Source organism: Rhizobium sp. AN80A (assembly GCF_030053015.1).
Lineage (GTDB): Bacteria > Pseudomonadota > Alphaproteobacteria > Rhizobiales > Rhizobiaceae > Rhizobium > Rhizobium metallidurans.
The window spans coordinates 114,164-133,137 of record NZ_JASJPX010000003.1; the positions used below are offsets into that span (position 1 = coordinate 114,164).

Below are 18,974 nucleotides of genomic sequence, written 5' to 3' on the forward strand. Positions count from 1 at the left end.
CATGGCAAATGTTGAAAACACCCCTGGCAAGCCCGCATCCGGACTTGTCCAGAAGGGTATTAAAGAAGCTATTTTCGCCGCCGTCATCTCCTTCGGCATGTTCGTTCTCTATGTCGGTCTCGGCACGCAGCAGAACATCAGCAACGAACTCGTCGTCGTGCAGCGCTGGGGCATGCTGGCGATCTTCGTCGCCATCGCGGCCGTCGGCCGGTTCGCGATCGTGGTGTTCCTGCGTCCGCATCTGGATGCCCGCAAGCTCGCCAAGGCGCGCAGCGGCGAGCTCGATATCTCGGCGGGGAAGGGGTTCTTCCACGCCCACTTCCTGAAGATCGCGCTTCTGGCGCTGGTGCTCTATCCCGTCGTCATCGTGGCGCTGGTCGGCGCCCAGGGCTCGCTGAAGTGGGTCGACAACTTCGGCATCCAGATCCTGATCTACGTGATGCTGGCCTGGGGCCTGAACATCGTCGTCGGTCTCGCCGGTCTGCTCGATCTCGGTTACGTCGCCTTCTACGCGGTCGGCGCCTATTCCTACGCGCTGCTGTCGAGCTATTTCGGCCTGTCCTTCTGGGTTCTGCTGCCGCTGTCGGGCATTCTCGCCGGTCTCTGGGGCATCATCCTCGGCTTCCCGGTGCTGCGTCTGCGCGGCGACTATCTGGCGATCGTGACGCTGGCCTTCGGTGAAATCATCCGCCTCGTGCTGATCAACTGGACGGACCTGACAAGGGGCACGTTCGGCATCTCGAGCATTCCGAAGGCAACGCTGTTCGGCATTCCCTTCGATGCCAGCGCGAACGGTTTCGCAAAGACGTTCGGTCTTCCGATGTCGGCCGCCTATTACAAGATCTTCCTCTTCTACCTGATCCTGGCGCTCTGCCTGCTGACGGCCTACGTCACCATCCGCCTGCGCCGCATGCCTATCGGCCGTGCGTGGGAAGCGCTGCGTGAAGACGAGATCGCCTGCCGTTCGCTCGGCATCAACACGGTGACGACGAAGCTCACGGCTTTCGCCACGGGTGCGATGTTCGGCGGCTTCGCCGGCTCCTTCTTCGCCGCCCGCCAGGGTTTCGTCTCGCCGGAATCCTTCGTGTTCCTGGAATCAGCCGTCATCCTCGCCATCGTCGTTCTCGGGGGCATGGGCTCGCTGACCGGCATCGCGATCGCCGCGATCGTCATGATCGGCGGTACCGAGGCGCTGCGCGAAATGGAGTTCCTGAAGCTCATCTTCGGGCCTGATTTCACGCCGGAACTCTACCGCATGCTGCTCTTCGGCTTGGCGATGGTCATCGTCATGCTCATCAAGCCGCGCGGGTTCGTGGGCTCGCGTGAACCGACCGCCTTCCTCAAGGAACGAAAAGCCGTTTCCGGCAGCTTCACCAAGGAGGGCCACGGCTGATGAGCCCTCAGGAAACAACCATGACCAGCGATACCCTGCTCAAGGTCGAGCACCTGTCGATGAAGTTCGGCGGCCTGATGGCGATCAACGACTTCTCGTTCGAAGCCAAGCGCGGCGACATCACCGCGCTGATCGGCCCGAACGGCGCCGGCAAGACCACGGTGTTCAACTGCATCACCGGTTTCTACAAGCCGACCATGGGCATGATCACGCTGCAGCAGAAGACCGGCAAGGAATATCTGCTCGAGCGGCTGCCCGATTTCCGCATCACGCGCGAAGCCAAGGTTGCCCGCACCTTCCAGAACATCCGGCTGTTCTCGGGCCTGACCGTTCTCGAAAATCTGCTGGTCGCGCAGCACAACAAGCTGATGCGCGCGTCCGGCTACACCATTCTCGGCCTGCTCGGCGTCGGCCGCTACGGCGCGGAAGCAAAGAACGCGATCGAGCTTGCCCGCCACTGGCTGGAAAAGGCCGATCTCATCGATCGCGCCGACGATCCGGCCGGCGATCTGCCCTACGGCGCGCAGCGTCGTCTGGAAATCGCGCGCGCCATGTGCACGGAGCCGGAGCTTCTGTGCCTCGACGAGCCGGCGGCTGGCCTCAATCCGCGTGAATCGGCGGCGCTGAACACGCTCCTGCGCGGTATTCGCTCCGACAGCGGCACGTCGATCCTGCTGATCGAGCACGACATGTCGGTGGTCATGGAAATTTCGGACCATGTGGTGGTGCTCGAATACGGCCAGAAGATTTCCGACGGCACGCCGGACCATGTGAAGAACGATCCGAGGGTCATCGCGGCCTATCTCGGCGTCGAGGATGAGGAAGTGGAACAAGTGATCGCAGACGTCGAGAGCCTCGAAGGAGGTACGAACTGATGACCGGTCAGCCACTTCTCAAGGTCCAGGGCGTCGAAACCTATTACGGTAACATCCGGGCGCTTGCCGGGATCGATGTCGAGGTCAACAAGGGCGAGATCGTCAGCCTGATCGGCGCCAACGGCGCCGGCAAGTCGACGCTGATGATGACGATCTGCGGCAGCCCGCAGGCCCGCAGCGGCTCGGTCATCTTCGAGGGCCGTGACATCACCAAGATGCCGACCCACGAAATCGCCCGCCTGCGCATCGCGCAGTCGCCTGAGGGACGCCGCATTTTCCCGCGCATGAGCGTGATGGAAAACCTGCAGATGGGCGCCGGCCTCGATAACCTGAAATACTTCAAGGAAGACGTCGAGAAGATCTTTGCGATGTTCCCGCGCCTGAAGGAGCGCCAGACGCAGCGCGGCGGCACGCTTTCGGGCGGCGAGCAGCAGATGCTGTCGATCGGCCGCGCGCTGATGGCGCGCCCGAAGCTGCTGCTCCTCGACGAACCGTCGCTCGGTCTCGCGCCGCTGATCGTCAAGGGTATCTTCGAGGCGATCAAGAAGCTGAACAAGGATGAGGGACTGACCGTGTTCCTCGTCGAGCAGAACGCATTCGCGGCGCTGAAGCTGTCGGACCGGGCCTATGTCATGGTCAACGGCAAGGTGACGATGTCGGGTTCCGGCCAGGAACTGCTCGCCAATCCCGAGGTTCGCGCCGCCTATCTCGAAGGCGGACGGCATTGAGCATGACGAAGGGGAGACTTTGATATGCAGGGACTTTTCTTTGAAGGCGATACCGTCGTTCGCAGCATCATCCGCCTGCTCGTGGTACTGATCGGTTTCTGGACCGCATGGCGTGCCGGCAAGGCGGCGGCCGACGGCTGGAGCGAGTACCCGATCGTCATCGGTTACACCGTGCTTCTGGCGGCGGCGATGCAGTTCCTGCATCACGCGCTGTTCAATGGACCGGCGCTCAGCCTGTTCTACTATGCCATCGATTTCGTGCTTCTTCTGATCTTCTCGACGGCCGGCTACCGCTATCGCCGGACCAACCAGATGGTCAACAACTACTACTGGCTCTACGAAAAGACTTCCGCCTTCTCCTGGAAGGCAAAACATTGACAGCCGGTTGAATCTAGGGACAAATTACCTCTCCGAGTGGAACAGGTTTCCCGGCGCAGTAAAGTGGGTGATGCGCTGGGTCATGGAACGGAACCCGCTAAAAAACTGGGAGTAACATAATGAAGAAGTCTCTTCTGTCGGCAGTGGCTCTGACGGCGATGGTCGCCTTCAGCGGCAACGCATGGGCCGACATCACGGTTGCCGTTGCCGGTCCGCTGACTGGTCCGAACGCTGCGTTCGGCGCACAGCTCCAGAAGGGTGCCGAGCAGGCAGCTGCCGACATCAACGCTGCTGGCGGCATCAACGGCGAGCAGATCAAGATCGTGCTCGGCGACGACCAGTCCGACCCGAAGCAGGGCATCTCGGTCGCCAACAAGTTCGCGGCTGACGGCGTCAAGTTCGTTATCGGCCACTTCAACTCCGGCGTTTCGATCCCGGCGTCCGAAGTCTACGCCGAAAACGGCATCCTCGAAATCACGCCGGCCGCGACGAACCCGCAGTTCACCGAGCGTGGTCTGTGGAACACGTTCCGTACTTGCGGTCGCGACGACCAGCAGGGCGGCATCGCCGGCAAGTATCTCGCCGACAACTTCAAGGACGCCAAGGTCGCCGTCGTTCACGACAAGACCCCATACGGCCAGGGCCTCGCTGACGAAACCAAGAAGGCCATGAATGCCGCTGGTCTCACCGAAGTCATGTACGAAGGCATCAACGTCGGCGACAAGGACTTCTCGGCTCTCATCGCCAAGATGAAGGAAGCCGGCGTTTCGATCATCTACTGGGGTGGTCTCCACACCGAAGCTGGTCTGATCATCCGCCAGGCCGCCGACCAGGGCCTGAAGGCGAAGCTCGTATCGGGTGACGGTATCGTTTCGAACGAACTGGCATCGATCGCCGGCGACGCTGTCGAAGGCACGCTGAACACGTTCGGTCCGGACGCGACGCTGAACCCCGACAACAAGGCACTCGTCGAGAAGTTCAAGGCCGCCGGCTTCAATCCGGAAGCTTACACGCTGTACTCCTACGCCGCGATGCAGGCTATTGCAGGCGCTGCCAAGGCAGCCGGCTCGGTCGACGCTGAAGCCGTCGCCGCGGCGATGAAGGCCAAGGGTCCGTTCAAGACGGTTCTCGGCGACATCTCGTTCGACGAAAAGGGCGACCCGAAGATCCCGGGCTACGTCATGTACGAGTGGAAGAAGGGTCCTGACGGCAAGTTCTCCTACTTCCCGCAGGCTGCTGCGAAGTAAGAACTTTCGTTCTCAATCTGGAAGCCCGGTCTCGTGCCGGGCTTCTTTCGTTTTGCGGCAATCCGAACCGTGCCGCCGCCCAGTGGCCTTGCGATCGCGGATGATCCGGTTAGGATCGCCCGCGCATTCAACAGGTTGCGGCGCCAAGGATTTTTCCGTCGGCGTGCAACCAGACATACGGATAGGCCATGCCCCGCCCCAAAATTCTGCTGACGCGCCGCTGGCCCAATGCCGTCGAGGCGGTACTCGCCGAGCGTTTCGAGGCCACGTTCAACACAGGCGATGTGCCAATGTCGCCGCAGGCGATCGCAGAGGCGTTGCGCATGTATGACGCCGTGCTGCCGACGGTCTCCGACAAGCTTCCGGCTTCCGTTTTCGAAGGCGAGATCCGGGCGAAGATCCTCGGCAATTTCGGGGTCGGCTTCAACCATATCGATGTCGCGGCGGCGAAGGCGAGCGGCGTCGTGGTGACCAACACGCCCGGCGTGCTCACCGATTGCACCGCCGATATCGCCATGCTTCTGATGCTGGCGGTGGCGCGCCGTGGCGGGGAGGGCGAGCGGCAGGTGCGGGCCGGCGAATGGAAAGGCTGGTGCCCGACGCATATGATCGGCACCAAGGTGACCGGAAAGACGGTGGGCATCATCGGTTTCGGGCGCATCGGCAAGGCCTTCGCCCGGCGCTGCCATTTCGGTTTCGGCATGGATGTGGTGTTCTACAATCGCTCGACGGTCGATCCTGATGAGGCGGCGCGCTATGGGGCAAGGCAACTCGCGAGTGTCGAGGATGTCTTGGCGGCGGCCGATTTCGTGTCGCTCCATTGCCCCGGCGGGGCCGAGAACCGGCACCTGATGAACACATCGCGTTTCGCGGCGATGAAGCCCGGCGCCTATCTGATCAACACGGCGCGCGGCGATGTCGTCGATGAGGCGGCGCTGATCGCGGCTCTGGAAAATGGCGTGATCCGTGGCGCCGGGCTCGATGTCTACGAGGCGGAGCCGCAGGTGCCGGAGGCGCTATTGAAAATGGAGAATGTCGTTCTCCTGCCGCATCTCGGCAGCGCGACGGAAGAGACGCGCAATGCGATGGGAATGAAGGTGGTGGACAATCTCACCGCCTTCTTCGAGGGCAGGGAGCCGCCTGACCGGGTCGTCTGATCCGCTCTATCGCTCCACGCCGACGGTGTTGCGACGGCCCGCCGTGTTCGCCGGCTTGGCATCGAGGCCGAAGAGCAGGCGGGCGCGGCCGGGTATGAAGTCCACGGCGATGGCGAAGAGGCCGGACACTACGAAGGTCGCGGCCGCGATGATCAGGAAGCTCGGCACGGCGGGCAGGCCGAGCGGCAGCACATAGTAGAGCGCGGCGACGACGACCGTCTGGTGGATGATGTAGAGCGGGAAAACCAGCCGATTGAGGGTCACCAGCCGCGCATCCGGCTGGTTGAAATGGCGGGCGGCGAAGCCGACGAGTGTCAGGATCATCGACCAGGCGAGCAGGAAGATCGCGGCCTTGAAGAGCGGGGTGTCATTGGCGTAGCTGCCGATCGCCTGCTCGGCCGGGGCAAGCCAGGCGAAGGCATAGAGAAACACCGTCGTGGCGAGCGCGATCGCGGCGCTGACAAAGCGCTTCGCGATGATCGGCCCGATCAGGGTTTGGTGATTGCGGGCGATGAGGAAGCCCAGGCCGAACCAGCTCGCCCAGACCGCGAACCAGGCGCCGTCATTGTAGAGCGCATTGGTTTCCTTCGGATAGATCGGCGAGAGCGCGAGGTTCAGCGCCAGCGGCAGCAGGACGAAGAGGTAGATGGCCCAGGTCTTCGCGACGCGCTCGAACCAGGCCATGATCCCGTTTTTCGGCCGGCTGAGGTAGACAAAGATCGGATAGCAGATCACCGACATCACCAGCAGATAGGCGACGAACCACATGTGCGCCCAGGTGAAATTGCCGGTGGGATAGCGCCCCTCGGTGAAATAGCGTGTCAACCAGAAGGTCGGCAGCGAGCCATCGTAGCCGTTCTCGTACATGCGTTCGTACCAGACCTGCGGCACGAGGAGGACTGCCATTGCGAAGAGCAGGGGCACGAGTAGGCGGATGGTGCGCTTGTACACGAAGGCGACGCTCTGGTCCGAGCGGAACGAGAAGGCGGCGCCCATGCCGGAGACGAAGAACAGCAGCGCCAGCCGCCAGGCGCGCGGAAAGTCCATGATCAGGGACAGCGTCTGGCTGGTGCGCGCGCTGTGGATCAGCCAGCCCATGTCGGGGAAGAAAGCGGCGGAGGAGTGGTAGAGGATCAGGATCGCGAAGGCGGAGATCCGCAACCGATCCACATAGTAAAGCCTGTCCTTCATGACCCGCCACCAATTCGTTGCAGCCGCGATCCCTTTCGGGTTTCACCAGCTTTACGCGAATGGCTTTAAGAAATCCTGTGCGCCCAGGGCCAAGCTACGTCTCGTGCAGCACGTGGGCTGCCTTGACGGCGGCGGAGGCGCGGTTTTCGACGCCGAGCTTGACGTAGATCTGCTCCAGGTGCTTGTTGACGGTGCGGGCGGAGAGGCCGAGAATTTCACCGATATCGCGGTTTGCCTTGCCCTTGGCGATCCATAGCAGCACCTCGGATTCCCGGTGGGTCAGCGCGAAGCGCTGGCGCAGCACCTGATCGTCGGCGCGCTGGCTGGCGGTCAGGCGGAAGAGATATTCGTCGGGGCCGATCGTGCCCAGAAAGGCGAGCTGCAGCACGTCCTGGCCGCCATGGGCGACGGCGATGGCCGCGTCGCGGGTGGCGGGGGCGCGGTCCTTCATCCAGTTCGCGATCGTTGCGATCACCGTGTCCATGCCGTCGTCGCTGCCCATGGCGGCATTGACGAGGCGGGTGGCCTGCGGGGTCGACCAGTGGATGTTGCCGTCGCCCTTGACCGCCAGCAGATGGCGGCCGGCTGCATCGAGCGCAACGCGGGCGCTCTGGGCGGAGCGGGCGTTTCGCAAGTGCACGCCGATGCGGGCGCGCAGTTCATCGATGTTGATCGGCTTGGTCAGATAATCGACGCCGCCCGAGCCGAGCGCGTGGACTACGTGCTCGGTCTCCGTCAGGCCGGTCATGAAGATGACGGGGATCTGGTTGATCGCAGGGTTGGCCTTCAGCCGCCGGCAGGTCTCGAAGCCATCCATGGAGGGCATCACCGCGTCGAGCAGGATCAGGTCGGGGGTGATGCGCTCGACGATGTTGAGCGCGGCGGAACCCGAAGTGGCGATCAGGACGGAGAAGCCGGATTGCTCCAGCGCGTCGGTGAGAAAGCCGAGCGCTTCCGGCGAGTCGTCGACCAACAGAACGATGTCGCGCGGGAGTTCAGCCAATGTGTTCCACCTTTTCGTCGAAGCGGTGCAGGAAGGTCATGAAGCCGTTCAGGTCGAAGGCGGCGACATAGGATCGAAGTTCCTCGGTGAATGGCTGATTTGCCTCCACCTTGGCAAGGTCGGCGAGCTTCGCCTCGATGCCCCTGATATAGCCGATCTCGCCAAGACGCAGCAGTTCCTGGACATGCGCGTCGCCGGGGCTTTGCAGCATGACCTGTTCGGCCTTCGGGGGCGATGCGGGGGCTGCTTCGGCGTAGAGCCATTTCAGGCCGAGGTGAAGCGCGAGCTTGTCGCGCAGGCGGCGGATGTCGACCGGTTTGCCGATAGCGTCATTGTGGCTGTCGTCGCTGTCGCCATGGGCGGCGACGTCGCCGATGTTGGCGGAGAGCATGACGATCGGTGCGGTCTGGCCGGCTTCGCGCAGGCGCGAGACCAGCTGCCAGCCGTTCATCCCAGGCATCAGGATGTCGACCAGGAAGAGGTCTGGCTGGATGCCTTCGATCAGCGTCAGGCAATCCATGCCGCTTGCCGCCGTCAGCACGACGAAATCGAGCGGCGCCAGGATCTCGCGCATCATCTCGCGGTGGTCCTCGTTGTCGTCGACGACGACGATGGTGCGGCGCGGGCCGTCGTAGCTGACGATCTTCTTTTCCTGCGGCGGGGCCGCCATCTCGCGCAGCACGGCCGAGAGCATCAGCCGCACCTTGAAGGTCGAGCCCTTGTCCTTCTCGCTGGCCACCAGGATTTCGCCGCCGAGCGTGTTGGTCAGAAGCCGGGTGATCGTCAGCCCAAGGCCGAGACCGGGCATGGGGCGGATGCTGTCGGCCTCGCCGCGCTGGAAGGGCTCGTAGATGCGGCTCAGGTCCTTCTCGGCGATGCCGCGGCCGGTGTCCGTCACGGTGAAGGTGGCGACCTGGCTGCGATAGGCGACGTCGAAGGTGACGGTGCCCTCGTCGGTGAACTTGATGGCGTTGGACAGCAGATTGACGAGGATCTGGCGCAGGCGCTTCTCGTCGGTGCGCACGAACTGCGGCAGGGCGGGCGCGCGCTGGTGCTGGAAGGTCAGTCCCTTGGCGAGCGCCTGCGGGCGGAACATGTCGACGATCTGGTCGAGGAAATCCTGGATGTTGATCTCGTTGGAATAGACCTGCAGGCGGCCGGCCTCGATCTTCGAGATATCGAGCAGGCCGTCGATAAGGCCGGAGAGATGTTCGGCGCTACGGCGGATGACCTTGATCGACGACTGACGCGGCGTCGGGATGGTCTCGTCGCGCTCAAGGATCTGGGCGTAGCCGAGCACGGCATTGAGCGGCGTGCGCAGCTCGTGGCTGAGGCCGACGACGTAGCGGCTCTTGGCGCGGTTGGCGGCCTCGGCGGTTTCCTTTGCGGCCTGCAGTGCTGCGTCGGTCTTCTTGTGGGCGGCGATTTCCTTCAGGAGCAGCGTGTTCTGGCGCGAGGATTCCTCCTCGGCGACGACGCGGCTGTCATGCGCCAGCACGTAGAACCAGCAGACGACGCCGGCGATGACGGCGAAGACGAAGAAGACGATGAGGATCGTGCCGTTGACGACCTCGGCGGTCTCGGGCGAGGCCGAGGAGACCTGATAGGCGATCATCGCCAGGATGGCGCCAACCGCTGTCAGCGCCAGCGCGACGGCAATGCCGTAGCGGCCGAGCCGGGTGGTGAGCTTCTCGACGATCGTCTCGGGCAGCACCGCCCGGGCGACGGTGCCGACCTGCGCATTCAGATGCGCGTTCGGTTTGCACATGTCGTGGCAGCGGCTGTCGAGCGAGCAGCAGAGCGAGCAGATCGGCGCGGCATAGGCCGGGCACCACGCCATGTCCTCGGGCTCGAACGCATGCTCGCAGACAGAGCAGGTGATATCCGTGAGTTTCTTCCAGCTCTGGCGCGGCTTGCGGGCGAGGTAGAATTTGCCTTTCGTGGCCCAGGCTATGGCGGGCGAGGCGATGAAGGCGACGACGAGGGTGATGTAGGGCGCGAGCGAGGCGGCGGTGGCGCCGAAGACGCCGAAATGGGCGATGAGCGCCGCTGTCGCCGACAGCATCATGGCGCCGAGGCCGACCGGGTTGATATCGTAGAGATGGGCGCGCTTGAACTCGATGCCGGGAGGCGCAAGGCCGAGCGGCTTGTTGATGAAGAGATCGGCCGAGATGGTGCAGAGCCATGCCATGGCGATGATCGAGAAGATCCCGAGTGTTTCCTCGAGCAGCTTGTAGATGCCGAGCTCCATCAGGAGAAGCGCGATCGCCACGTTGAACACCAGCCAGATGACGCGGCCGGGATGGCTGTGGGTCAAGCGGGAGAAGAAGTTCGACCAGGCGAGCGACCCGGCATAGGCGTTCATCACGTTGATCTTCAGCTGCGAGACGACCACGAAGGCGGCCATCAGGAGCAGGGCGGCGTTTTGCCAGGGGATCATGTAGCCGAAGGCCGTCAGATACATCTGGGCCGGATCGGCGGCGCGGTCGGCCGGCACCCCGGAGGCGAAGGTGAGCACGACGAGAAAGGAGCCGGCAAGCAGCTTCGGCGCGCCGATGATGACCCAGCCGGGGCCGGCGAGGAAGACGGCGAGGCGGTGGCGCCACTTTGTCTGCTTTTCCGGCGGCAGGAAGCGCAGGAAGTCGGCCTGCTCGCCGATCTGCGACATCAGCGCCAGGATAACGGCCGACGCGGCGCCGAATTCGACGAGATCGAAGGGGGCGGTCGTGCCGGGCGGGCCGGAGGCATGGCGAATGCCGGCAAAGGCGCGCCAGAGGTCGAACTTCTCCCAGTCCATCACGGCGATGAAGAGGAAGGGCAGGATGTTGAGGACGATCCAGAAGGGTTGCGTCAGAAGCTGGAAACGGCTGATCAGCCGCACGCCGTGGGTGACGAGGGGGATCACCATGACGGCGCTGATGATGTAGCCGATCCAAAGCGGTATGCCGAGCGTCAGTTCCAGCGCGCCGGACATGATCGACGCCTCGATCGCGAACAGCATGAAGGTGAAGCTGGCGTAGATCAGCGAGGTGATGGTCGAGCCGATATAACCGAAGCTGGCGCCACGCGTCAGAAGATCGATATCGACGCCGTGGCGGATCGCGTAGCGGCTGATCGGCAGGCCGATGGCCAGCATGGCGATCGAGGCGACGATGATGGCATAGAAGGCGTTGGTCGTGCCGTAGGACAGCGTGATGGCGCCGCCGATCGCCTCCAGCGCAAGGAAGGAGATGGCGCCGATCGCCGTCTGCGAGATGCGCTGCGAGGAGAACTGCCGGGCGCTCTTGGCGGTGAAGCGCAGCGCATAATCTTCCAGCGTCTGGTTGGCGACCCAGCGATTGTACTCGCGCCTGACCGGAATAATGCGTTGCCGCGCTGCCATGCCCGTAACCGGCCCCTTCGTTCCCCTTGTCATGCGTTCGTAACATGGAACGGGGCGAGGCTTAAGAGTGCGGTGCAACGCAAAACTGCAGATTTCGCCCCGTCACCTACGTCATATCACGTATACGCTTTCGCACTGCAGCACCGGATAGTCCCTTAAGCAACAGTTAATCGCCGTTTCAGGCCTGTTGTCGGAACAAGAAGAGGGGATCAACCAGATGAATCTGCGATCATATGTTTCCGGTGCCTTGCTCGGCGCCGTCATGTCGGCCACGGCCGCGTTCCAGGGAGCCGTTGCGGCCGACGACACCATCAAGGTCGGCGTCCTGCATTCGCTGTCCGGCACGATGGCGATTTCCGAAACGACGCTGAAAGACGCCATGCTGATGCTCATCGACGAGCAGAACAAGAAGGGCGGCCTTCTCGGCAAGAAGCTCGAAGCCGTCGTCGTCGACCCGGCTTCCGACTGGCCGCTGTTTGCCGAAAAGGCCCGCGAGCTGATCGAAAAGGACAAGGTCGCGGCGGTCTTCGGTTGCTGGACGTCCTCGTCGCGCAAGTCGGTCCTGCCGGTCTTCGAGGAACTCAACTCGATCCTGTTCTATCCGGTCCAGTATGAGGGCGAGGAATCCTCGCGCAACATCATCTACACGGGCGCCGCTCCGAACCAGCAGGCGATCCCCGCCGTCGACTACCTCATGGAGAAGGAAGGCGTTAAGCGCTTCGTTCTCGAAGGCACCGACTACGTCTATCCGCGCACCACCAACAAGATCCTCGAAGCCTACCTGATCTCGAAGGGCATTCCGAAGGAAGACATCATCGTCAACTACACGCCGTTCGGCTTCTCCGACTGGCAGACGGAAGTCTCCAAGATCAAGGAATTCGGCTCGGCCGGCAAGAAGACGGCCGTCGTCTCGACGATCAACGGCGACGCTAACGTGCCCTTCTACAAGGAACTCGGCAACCAGGGCGTCAAGGCAACCGATATCCCGGTCATCGCCTTCTCGGTCGGCGAAGAAGAGCTTGCCGGTCTCGACACCAAGCCGCTCGTCGGCCACCTCGCTGCGTGGAACTACTTCCAGTCGGTCGAAAGCCCGGCCAACAAGAAGTTCATCAAGCAGTGGAAAGAGTTCACCAAGAACGACAAGCGCGTGACCAACGACCCGATGGAAGCGGCCTATATCGGCTTCAATGCCTGGGTCAAGGCCGTGCAGGCCGCCGGCACCACCGATACGGACAAGGTTCTCGACTCGATCGTCGGTACCACGGTTCCGAACCTCTCGGGCGGCTACGCCACCGTCATGCCGAACCACCACATCACCAAGCCTGTGCTGATCGGTGAAATCCAGGCGAACGGCCAGTTCGAAATCGTCCAGCAGACCCCTGCTGTCGTCGGCGACGAATGGTCCGATTTCCTGCCCGACTCCAAGGACCTGATCTCCGATTGGCGCAAGCCCCTGAATTGCGGCAACTTCAACGTTGCCACGGGCAAGTGCGGCGGCAAGGGCTCCTGAGTGCTGATCACCCCGTCACTCTGACGCCTGAAGACTTCCGCCCGGTCTCTCCTGTCCGGGCGGAAGGTCCATCTTAGAAGCGCGGCCCGGATGCTTCCGACGGCAGTGGTCCCCGCGTGGGGCCCTGTCGAGCCAAGGCCCGGTACTTCTTTTCCATTGGGCCGGTAGGCCAACGATAACCGAGGCAGAAAGCCGATGTATCGCGCCATCAAGATTTTGCTTTTGACCTTGTGCCTGGCCCTGCCGGTATTCGCCACGGCGCTGAAGGCGCAGGAAGATTTCCGGGTGCTCGTCGATGCGCTTGGCGTCGGCGACTTCCCCGAGCGCGAGGTCGCCATCAAGGCGCTGGTCGCATCCGGCGATCCCCTTGTCAGCCAGATCCTGCAGCAGCTCAGCGACGGCCGGCTTTACGTGAATTCCGAAAACGGCGGCCCTGTCCTGCTCCAGGGCGGCACGGAGGACGAGCCGAGCTTTTCCGATCCCGTCAGCGGCGAGGTCGTCGCCGATATCGATGCGGACTACATGTCCAAGGTCAGGATCAACAATTCGCTGCGCGGCGTTATCGCCTCGGCCATGAGCCAGCTGACGCTGCTCTCTCCCGATCGCGGTGCGCGCCTTGCGGCCGCGCAGGGGCTGTTGCGCGATGCCGATCCCGCCAATCTCGAACTGCTGAACTCGGCGCTTGCCGCCGAGAGGGACGCCGAGGTCAAGGCCACGATGGAAGCGGCCAGGGCCGTGATGGTGCTCAAGAGCGATGTCGGCGCAGAGGACAAGAAGGCGGCCATCGATACGATCGCGGAGCGTGGCGGTCGCAATGCGCTGACGATCCTGACATCGGCCATGGCGACCGCGCCTGACGCGCTGAAAGGCGATATCCAGACGCATATCAACACGATCAACCGCAGCCTGGCGGTCTGGGACGTGGTGCAGAACGTCTGGTACGGCCTGTCGCTCGGCTCGGTGCTGCTGCTTGCGGCAATCGGCCTTGCCATCACCTTCGGCGTCATGGGCGTCATCAACATGGCGCATGGCGAGATGGTGATGATCGGCGCCTACACGACTTATGTCGTTCAGCAGTACATCGCCTCGACATTCCCCGGCCTCGAAGTCTATTCGCTGGCCTTCGCCGTTCCGGCCGCCTTCCTCTTCACCGGCTTCGTCGGCCTCGTCATCGAGCGGACCGTGATCCGCTATCTCTACGGTCGCCCGCTGGAAACGCTGCTCGCGACCTGGGGCGTCTCGCTCATCCTGCAGCAGGCGGTGCGCTCGATCTTCGGACCGACCAACCGCGAGGTGCGCAATCCGAGCTGGATGTCGGGCGCGTTCGAGCTCGGCGGCCTGTCGATCACCTGGAACCGCCTCTGGATCATCGTCTTCTCGATGGCGGTGTTCGTGACGCTGCTCATGGTGCTGAAGCGTTCCGCCTTCGGCCTGCAGATGCGTGCGGTCACGCAGAACCGGCGCATGGCGTCGTCGATGGGCATCCGCACCGGCTGGGTCGATGCCTTCACCTTCGCGCTCGGCTCCGGCATCGCCGGGATGGCGGGCGTGGCGCTCAGCCAGATCGACAACGTCTCGCCCAACCTCGGCCAGAGCTACATCATCGACAGCTTCATGGTCGTGGTGTTCGGCGGTGTCGGCAATCTGTGGGGCACGCTGGTGGGCGCGCTGTCGCTCGGCGTCGTCAACAAGTTCCTCGAGCCCTTCGCCGGCGCCGTGCTCGGCAAGATCCTGGTGCTCGTCCTCATCATTCTCTTCATCCAGAAGCGGCCGCGTGGTCTCTTCGCACTCAAAGGAAGGGCGGTGGAAGCATGATTACGGCCTTCCTTCTCCGGTCTCTCGATCGCAAGATCATCGTCGCGCTCGTCATCCTCCTGGCGCTTGCCGTGCTGGTGCCGGTGCTCAACCTGATGACGCCGGAAACGAGCCCGCTGCACATTCCGACCTACATCATGTCGCTGTTCGGCAAGTATCTGACCTACGCGCTGCTGGCGCTGGCGCTCGATCTCGTCTGGGGCTTCTGCGGCATTCTCTCGCTCGGCCACGGCGCCTTCTTCGCGCTCGGCGGCTATGCGATGGGCATGTATCTAATGCGGCAGATCGGCACGCGCGGCAGCTACGGCGATCCCATCCTTCCTGATTTCATGGTGTTCCTGAACTGGAAGGAACTGCCCTGGTTCTGGCAAGGCTTCGATCACTTCTGGTTCGCGGCGCTGATGGTGCTCTTGGTGCCCGGCCTGCTCGCCTTCGTGTTCGGCTGGTTCGCCTTCCGCTCCCGCGTCAACGGCGTCTACCTCTCGATCATCACGCAGGCGATGACCTACGCGCTGCTGCTCGCCTTCTTCCGCAACGACATGGGCTTCGGCGGCAATAACGGCCTGACTGATTTCAAGGATATCGTCGGCTACAACATCCAGGCCGACGGGACGCGCGCCGCCCTGTTTTCGGCGACCGCGATCCTGCTTGCCCTGTCGCTGATGATGGCGTCGGCCATCGTGCGCTCGAAGTTCGGCAAGGTGCTGGTCGGCGTGCGCGACGCGGAAAGCCGCACGCGCTTCCTCGGCTACCGCGTCGAACATTTCAAGCTCTTCACCTTCGTCGTCTCGGCGATGATGGCGGGGATCGCCGGCGCGCTCTACGTGCCGCAGGTCGGCATCATCAATCCGGGCGAATTCGCGCCGGCCAACTCGATCGAGGTCGTCATCTGGACGGCGGTGGGCGGGCGCTCGACGCTGATCGGGCCGATCGTCGGCGCGATCATGGTCAACGGCGGCAAGACGATCTTTACCGGTCTCTTTCCCGAATTCTGGCTCTTCGCGCTCGGTGGCCTGTTCGTGGCGGTGACGCTGTTCCTGCCCAAGGGCATCGTCGGCACGATCGGCCAGTATGTCGGCAAGCGCAGGCCATCCTCCAGCGACACGCCGCCCGCCAGGCGCGAGGACGGTGTCGACGCAGAAATCCAGCCCGCGGAGTGAGCGCCATGATCCCTGACGTCAAACCCAACAGCGTCCTCTATCTCGACAACGTCTCCGTCTCCTTCGATGGCTTCAAGGCGCTGAACGCGCTGTCCGTCGTCATCGAGCCCGGCGAACTGCGCGCCATCATCGGCCCGAACGGCGCCGGCAAGACGACGATGATGGACATCATCACCGGCAAGACGCGGCCGGATACCGGCCAGGTGTTCTTCAACGGCCAGACCGATCTCACCAAGCTCGACGAAGCCGACATCGCCCAGCTCGGCATCGGCCGCAAGTTCCAGAAGCCGACGGTGTTCGAAAGCCACACGGTCTGGGACAATATCGAGCTTGCGCTGAACCGCCGGCGCGGGGTGTTCTCGACGCTGTTCTATCGGCTGTCGCGCGAGGACCGGTCGCGCATCGAGGAGATCCTGGCGATCGTTCGCCTGACGCACCGCCGCGACGACCTCGCCGCCAATCTCAGCCATGGGCAGAAGCAGTGGCTGGAGATCGGCATGCTCTTGGCGCAGGAGCCGAAGCTGTTGCTGGTCGACGAGCCGGTGGCGGGGATGACGGATGCCGAGACGGCGGAGACGGCTATCCTCTTGAAGGAGATTGCCAAGACGCGGTCGGTGGTCGTTGTCGAGCACGACATGGGGTTTATTCGCGACCTCGGGGTGAAGGTGACGTGCTTGGCTGAAGGCTCGGTGCTGGCCGAGGGGTCGATCGATTTCGTCAGCGCCGATCCGAGGGTGATCGAGAATTATCTGGGGCGGTGATGAGGGTCGAGCAAGGATTACCCCCTCTGCCCTGCCGGGCATCTCCCCCACAAGGGGGGAGATCGACGCGTGGCGGGCGTCTCGTCAATCAATAGCCGTTGGAGCGAGCGGGTGCGCCCAGCCAATCTCCCCACCTGTGGGGGAGATGCCCGGCAGGGCAGAGGGGGGGTATCCCAACCGCAAGCCATCATAGGGGAAAACCATGCTGACCGTCGAAAACGCAAACCTCCACTATGGCGCGGCGCAAGCGCTGCGCGGCGTCTCGCTGAAGGCCGAGATGGGCAAGATTACCTGCGTCTTGGGCCGCAACGGTGTCGGCAAGAGTTCGCTGCTGCGGGCCGTCACCGGCCAGCATCCGCTGTCATCGGGAACCGTGACCTTCAACGACACCAGGCTCAACGGGCTTGCGCCCTATGCGCGCGCCAAGCAGGGCATCGGCTATGTGCCGCAGGGACGCGAGATCTTTCCGTTGCTGACGGTGAAGGAAAATCTCGAGACCGGCTTCGCGCCGCTTAAGCGTCGTGACAAGAATATCCCCGACGATATCTTCAGCCTGTTTCCCGTGCTGCAGACCATGCTCGGGCGGCGCGGCGGCGATCTCTCGGGCGGGCAGCAGCAGCAGCTGGCGATCGGCCGGGCGATGGTGACGCGGCCGAAGATCCTCGTGCTGGACGAGCCGACCGAGGGCATCCAGCCGTCGATCATCAAGGATATCGGCCGGGCGATCCGCTATCTGCGCGATAGCACCGGCATGGCGATCCTGCTCGTCGAGCAGTATCTCGATTTCTGCCGCGAGCTTGCCGATTACGTCTACATCATGGATCGCGGCGAGATCGTCCACGAGGGGCTGGCGGAAACGCTGGATACACCGGAGGCACGTCGGCATCTGACCGTCTGATCGGCATTCGCCGCTTTTAAAGGCACTCGGCGACACGCGCCCGCAGGGTCGGCGCCGGGATTGCGGTGCCCGGCGTGCGGCACGGAAATTGCTTGCTTTCAATCGGTTACAGGATTGAACGAAAACGGCCGGGCAAACCGGCGGGCATCACGAGGGGACAGAATGACGAACGCCGCGGCAGCCACCAGACCGCAAAGGGCCGAGGGCCGCGGGCATCTGGCCGCGAAGTCGCTGGGCGGGCGCACGTGCATCCGTGAACTCTATCAGGAGGGTGCGGCGAAGATCCGGCTGCCCGATACCTTCGATGCCTCGATGGAGGCCGTCATCATCAATACGGCGGGTGGACTTACCGGCGGTGACCGCATGGACTGGAGCGTCGTTGCCGGCCCCGGCACGCGCATCGACGTGACGACGCAGGCCTGCGAGAAAATCTACAAGGCGTCCGCCGGCACCGCCGAGATCACCACGAAAATTCAGGTCGGCGCCAATGCGCGGGTCGACTGGCTGCCGCAGGAAACCATCCTCTTCGATCGCTCCTCGCTCTATCGCCGACTGGATGTCGATCTCGACGAGGGGGCGGAATTTCTCGCGGTCGAAGCGGTGCTGCTCGGGCGCAAGGCGATGGGCGAGGCGGTCGTTTCGGGGCTGTTTCGCGACCGCTGGCGCATCCGCAGAGAAGGCCGGCTTTTCCATGCCGAGGATCTGAGGCTTGCGGGCGAAGTCCAGGCGCTGACGCGCGAGCAGGCGGTGCTGTCGGGCCAGGTTGCCTTCGCGACGCTGCTCTATGTCGGGCCGCAGGCGGAAGGCTATCTCAATGCGGTCAGGCCGTTGCTCGACGGCCATATGGGCGGCGCCAGCTGCTGGGCGGGCAAGCTCGTCGTGCGGCTCGCGGCTTCGGACGGCTTCGCTCTTCGAAAAATCCTGATCCCGATCATTTCCGCCTTGCGCAACGGCGCGCCTGTGCCGAAAGTCTGGAATCTCTAGTTCAAGCAGATGGATGCACGATGAACCTCACACCAAGAGAAAAAGACAAGCTGTTGATTTCGATGGCGGCGATGGTCGCGCGGCGGCGGCTGGAGCGGGGCGTCAAGCTCAACTATCCCGAGGCGATCGCGCTGATTACCGACTACGTCGTCGAAGGCGCGCGTGACGGTCGGCCGGTGGCCGAGCTGATGGAAGCCGGCGCTCATGTCATCGGCCGCGACCAGGTGATGGACGGCATCGCCGAGATGATCCACGACGTGCAGGTGGAAGCGACGTTCCCTGATGGAACGAAGCTGGTGACCGTTCACGAACCCATCCGGTAGCGGCGATGAAGAAGGCAACTCAAGAGCAAACCGCCGCGCTCCTAATGGCGGAATATTCTATTGTGCGAGGTCGTATAAATAGCGACATCGATGAGATAAATAAGACTGAGATATTTTATCTGTCGATTACGGCCGCGATATACTACTTCGCTTTTCAGCTGAAATTATC

General features: G+C 63.1%; 15 protein-coding genes and 1 pseudogene. 13 read left to right on the forward strand and 3 right to left on the reverse strand.

Annotated elements, in window-relative coordinates; all coding sequences use genetic code 11:
- Nucleotide 1 precedes the first annotated feature (1 nt).
- From livM to P3R82_RS12130, 6 genes are all read left to right on the forward strand, one after another.
- Nucleotides 2-1,393 carry a high-affinity branched-chain amino acid ABC transporter permease LivM gene (gene livM / locus P3R82_RS12105; protein ID WP_283194010.1) on the forward strand — a complete coding sequence of 464 codons (1,392 nt, stop codon included), beginning with the start codon at nt 2-4 and terminating at the stop codon, nt 1,391-1,393.
- Nucleotides 1,393-2,268, forward strand: a complete 876-nt coding sequence (locus tag P3R82_RS12110; RefSeq protein ID WP_283194011.1) for an ABC transporter ATP-binding protein — start codon at nt 1,393-1,395, stop codon at nt 2,266-2,268. Before livM ends, P3R82_RS12110 begins: the two co-directional genes overlap by 1 nt.
- Complete coding sequence (locus P3R82_RS12115; protein ID WP_183900583.1) at nt 2,268-2,996, forward strand: ABC transporter ATP-binding protein; 729 nt, start codon at nt 2,268-2,270, stop codon at nt 2,994-2,996. The genes P3R82_RS12110 and P3R82_RS12115 overlap by 1 nt, the downstream gene beginning before the upstream one ends.
- 24 nt (nt 2,997-3,020) lie before the next feature.
- Nucleotides 3,021-3,374 carry a DUF6867 family protein gene (locus tag P3R82_RS12120; RefSeq protein WP_183900582.1) on the forward strand — a complete coding sequence of 118 codons (354 nt, stop codon included), beginning with the start codon at nt 3,021-3,023 and terminating at the stop codon, nt 3,372-3,374.
- A 119-nt stretch (nt 3,375-3,493) separates the two neighbouring features.
- Nucleotides 3,494-4,621: a branched-chain amino acid ABC transporter substrate-binding protein gene (locus tag P3R82_RS12125; protein ID WP_183900581.1), complete on the forward strand. Its 1,128-nt coding sequence runs from the start codon at nt 3,494-3,496 to the stop codon at nt 4,619-4,621.
- A gap of 188 nt (nt 4,622-4,809) precedes the next feature.
- Nucleotides 4,810-5,778, forward strand: a complete 969-nt coding sequence (locus P3R82_RS12130) for a D-glycerate dehydrogenase (RefSeq protein ID WP_283194012.1) — start codon at nt 4,810-4,812, stop codon at nt 5,776-5,778.
- Between the two features lie 6 nt (nt 5,779-5,784).
- Here the strand turns inward: P3R82_RS12130 and P3R82_RS12135 are convergent, their stop codons facing one another.
- From P3R82_RS12135 to P3R82_RS12145, 3 genes are all read right to left on the reverse strand, one after another.
- Entirely contained in the window at nt 5,785-6,969 is a 1,185-nt protein-coding gene (locus P3R82_RS12135) for an acyltransferase (RefSeq protein ID WP_283194013.1), read from the reverse strand.
- A gap of 94 nt (nt 6,970-7,063) precedes the next feature.
- Complete coding sequence (locus P3R82_RS12140; protein ID WP_283194014.1) at nt 7,064-7,972, reverse strand: response regulator transcription factor; 909 nt, start codon at nt 7,970-7,972, stop codon at nt 7,064-7,066.
- Complete coding sequence (locus P3R82_RS12145) at nt 7,965-11,354, reverse strand: ATP-binding protein (protein ID WP_283194015.1); 3,390 nt, start codon at nt 11,352-11,354, stop codon at nt 7,965-7,967. The genes P3R82_RS12140 and P3R82_RS12145 overlap by 8 nt, the downstream gene beginning before the upstream one ends.
- 217 nt (nt 11,355-11,571) lie before the next feature.
- On the opposite strand from P3R82_RS12145, the gene urtA reads away from it, so the two are divergent.
- The 7 genes and pseudogenes from urtA to P3R82_RS12180 all read left to right on the forward strand — a co-directional run bounded on the left by urtA (nt 11,572) and on the right by P3R82_RS12180 (nt 18,805).
- On the forward strand, nt 11,572-12,864 hold the full coding sequence (gene urtA / locus P3R82_RS12150) for an urea ABC transporter substrate-binding protein (RefSeq protein WP_183900576.1): 1,293 nt from the start codon (nt 11,572-11,574) through the stop codon (nt 12,862-12,864).
- A 195-nt stretch (nt 12,865-13,059) separates the two neighbouring features.
- A complete protein-coding gene (urtB, locus tag P3R82_RS12155; protein WP_283194016.1) occupies nt 13,060-14,679 on the forward strand; it encodes an urea ABC transporter permease subunit UrtB in 1,620 nt (539 codons plus the stop codon).
- Nucleotides 14,676-15,740: pseudogene (gene urtC / locus P3R82_RS12160) on the forward strand (urea ABC transporter permease subunit UrtC); the annotation flags it as partial. The gene urtB and the pseudogene urtC, both read left to right, overlap by 4 nt.
- Nucleotides 15,741-15,844: 104 nt before the next feature.
- Entirely contained in the window at nt 15,845-16,600 is a 756-nt protein-coding gene (gene urtD, locus P3R82_RS12165) for an urea ABC transporter ATP-binding protein UrtD (RefSeq protein WP_283194018.1), read from the forward strand.
- Between the two features lie 202 nt (nt 16,601-16,802).
- Entirely contained in the window at nt 16,803-17,498 is a 696-nt protein-coding gene (gene urtE, locus P3R82_RS12170; protein ID WP_183900572.1) for an urea ABC transporter ATP-binding subunit UrtE, read from the forward strand.
- Between the two features lie 162 nt (nt 17,499-17,660).
- The gene (locus P3R82_RS12175; protein WP_283194019.1) at nt 17,661-18,482 is read left to right on the forward strand and encodes an urease accessory protein UreD; all 822 of its coding nucleotides are present in this window, start codon (nt 17,661-17,663) and stop codon (nt 18,480-18,482) included.
- Nucleotides 18,483-18,502: 20 nt separating this feature from the next.
- On the forward strand, nt 18,503-18,805 hold the full coding sequence (locus P3R82_RS12180; RefSeq protein ID WP_018897100.1) for an urease subunit gamma: 303 nt from the start codon (nt 18,503-18,505) through the stop codon (nt 18,803-18,805).
- The last annotated feature ends 169 nt before the right edge of the window (nt 18,806-18,974 follow it).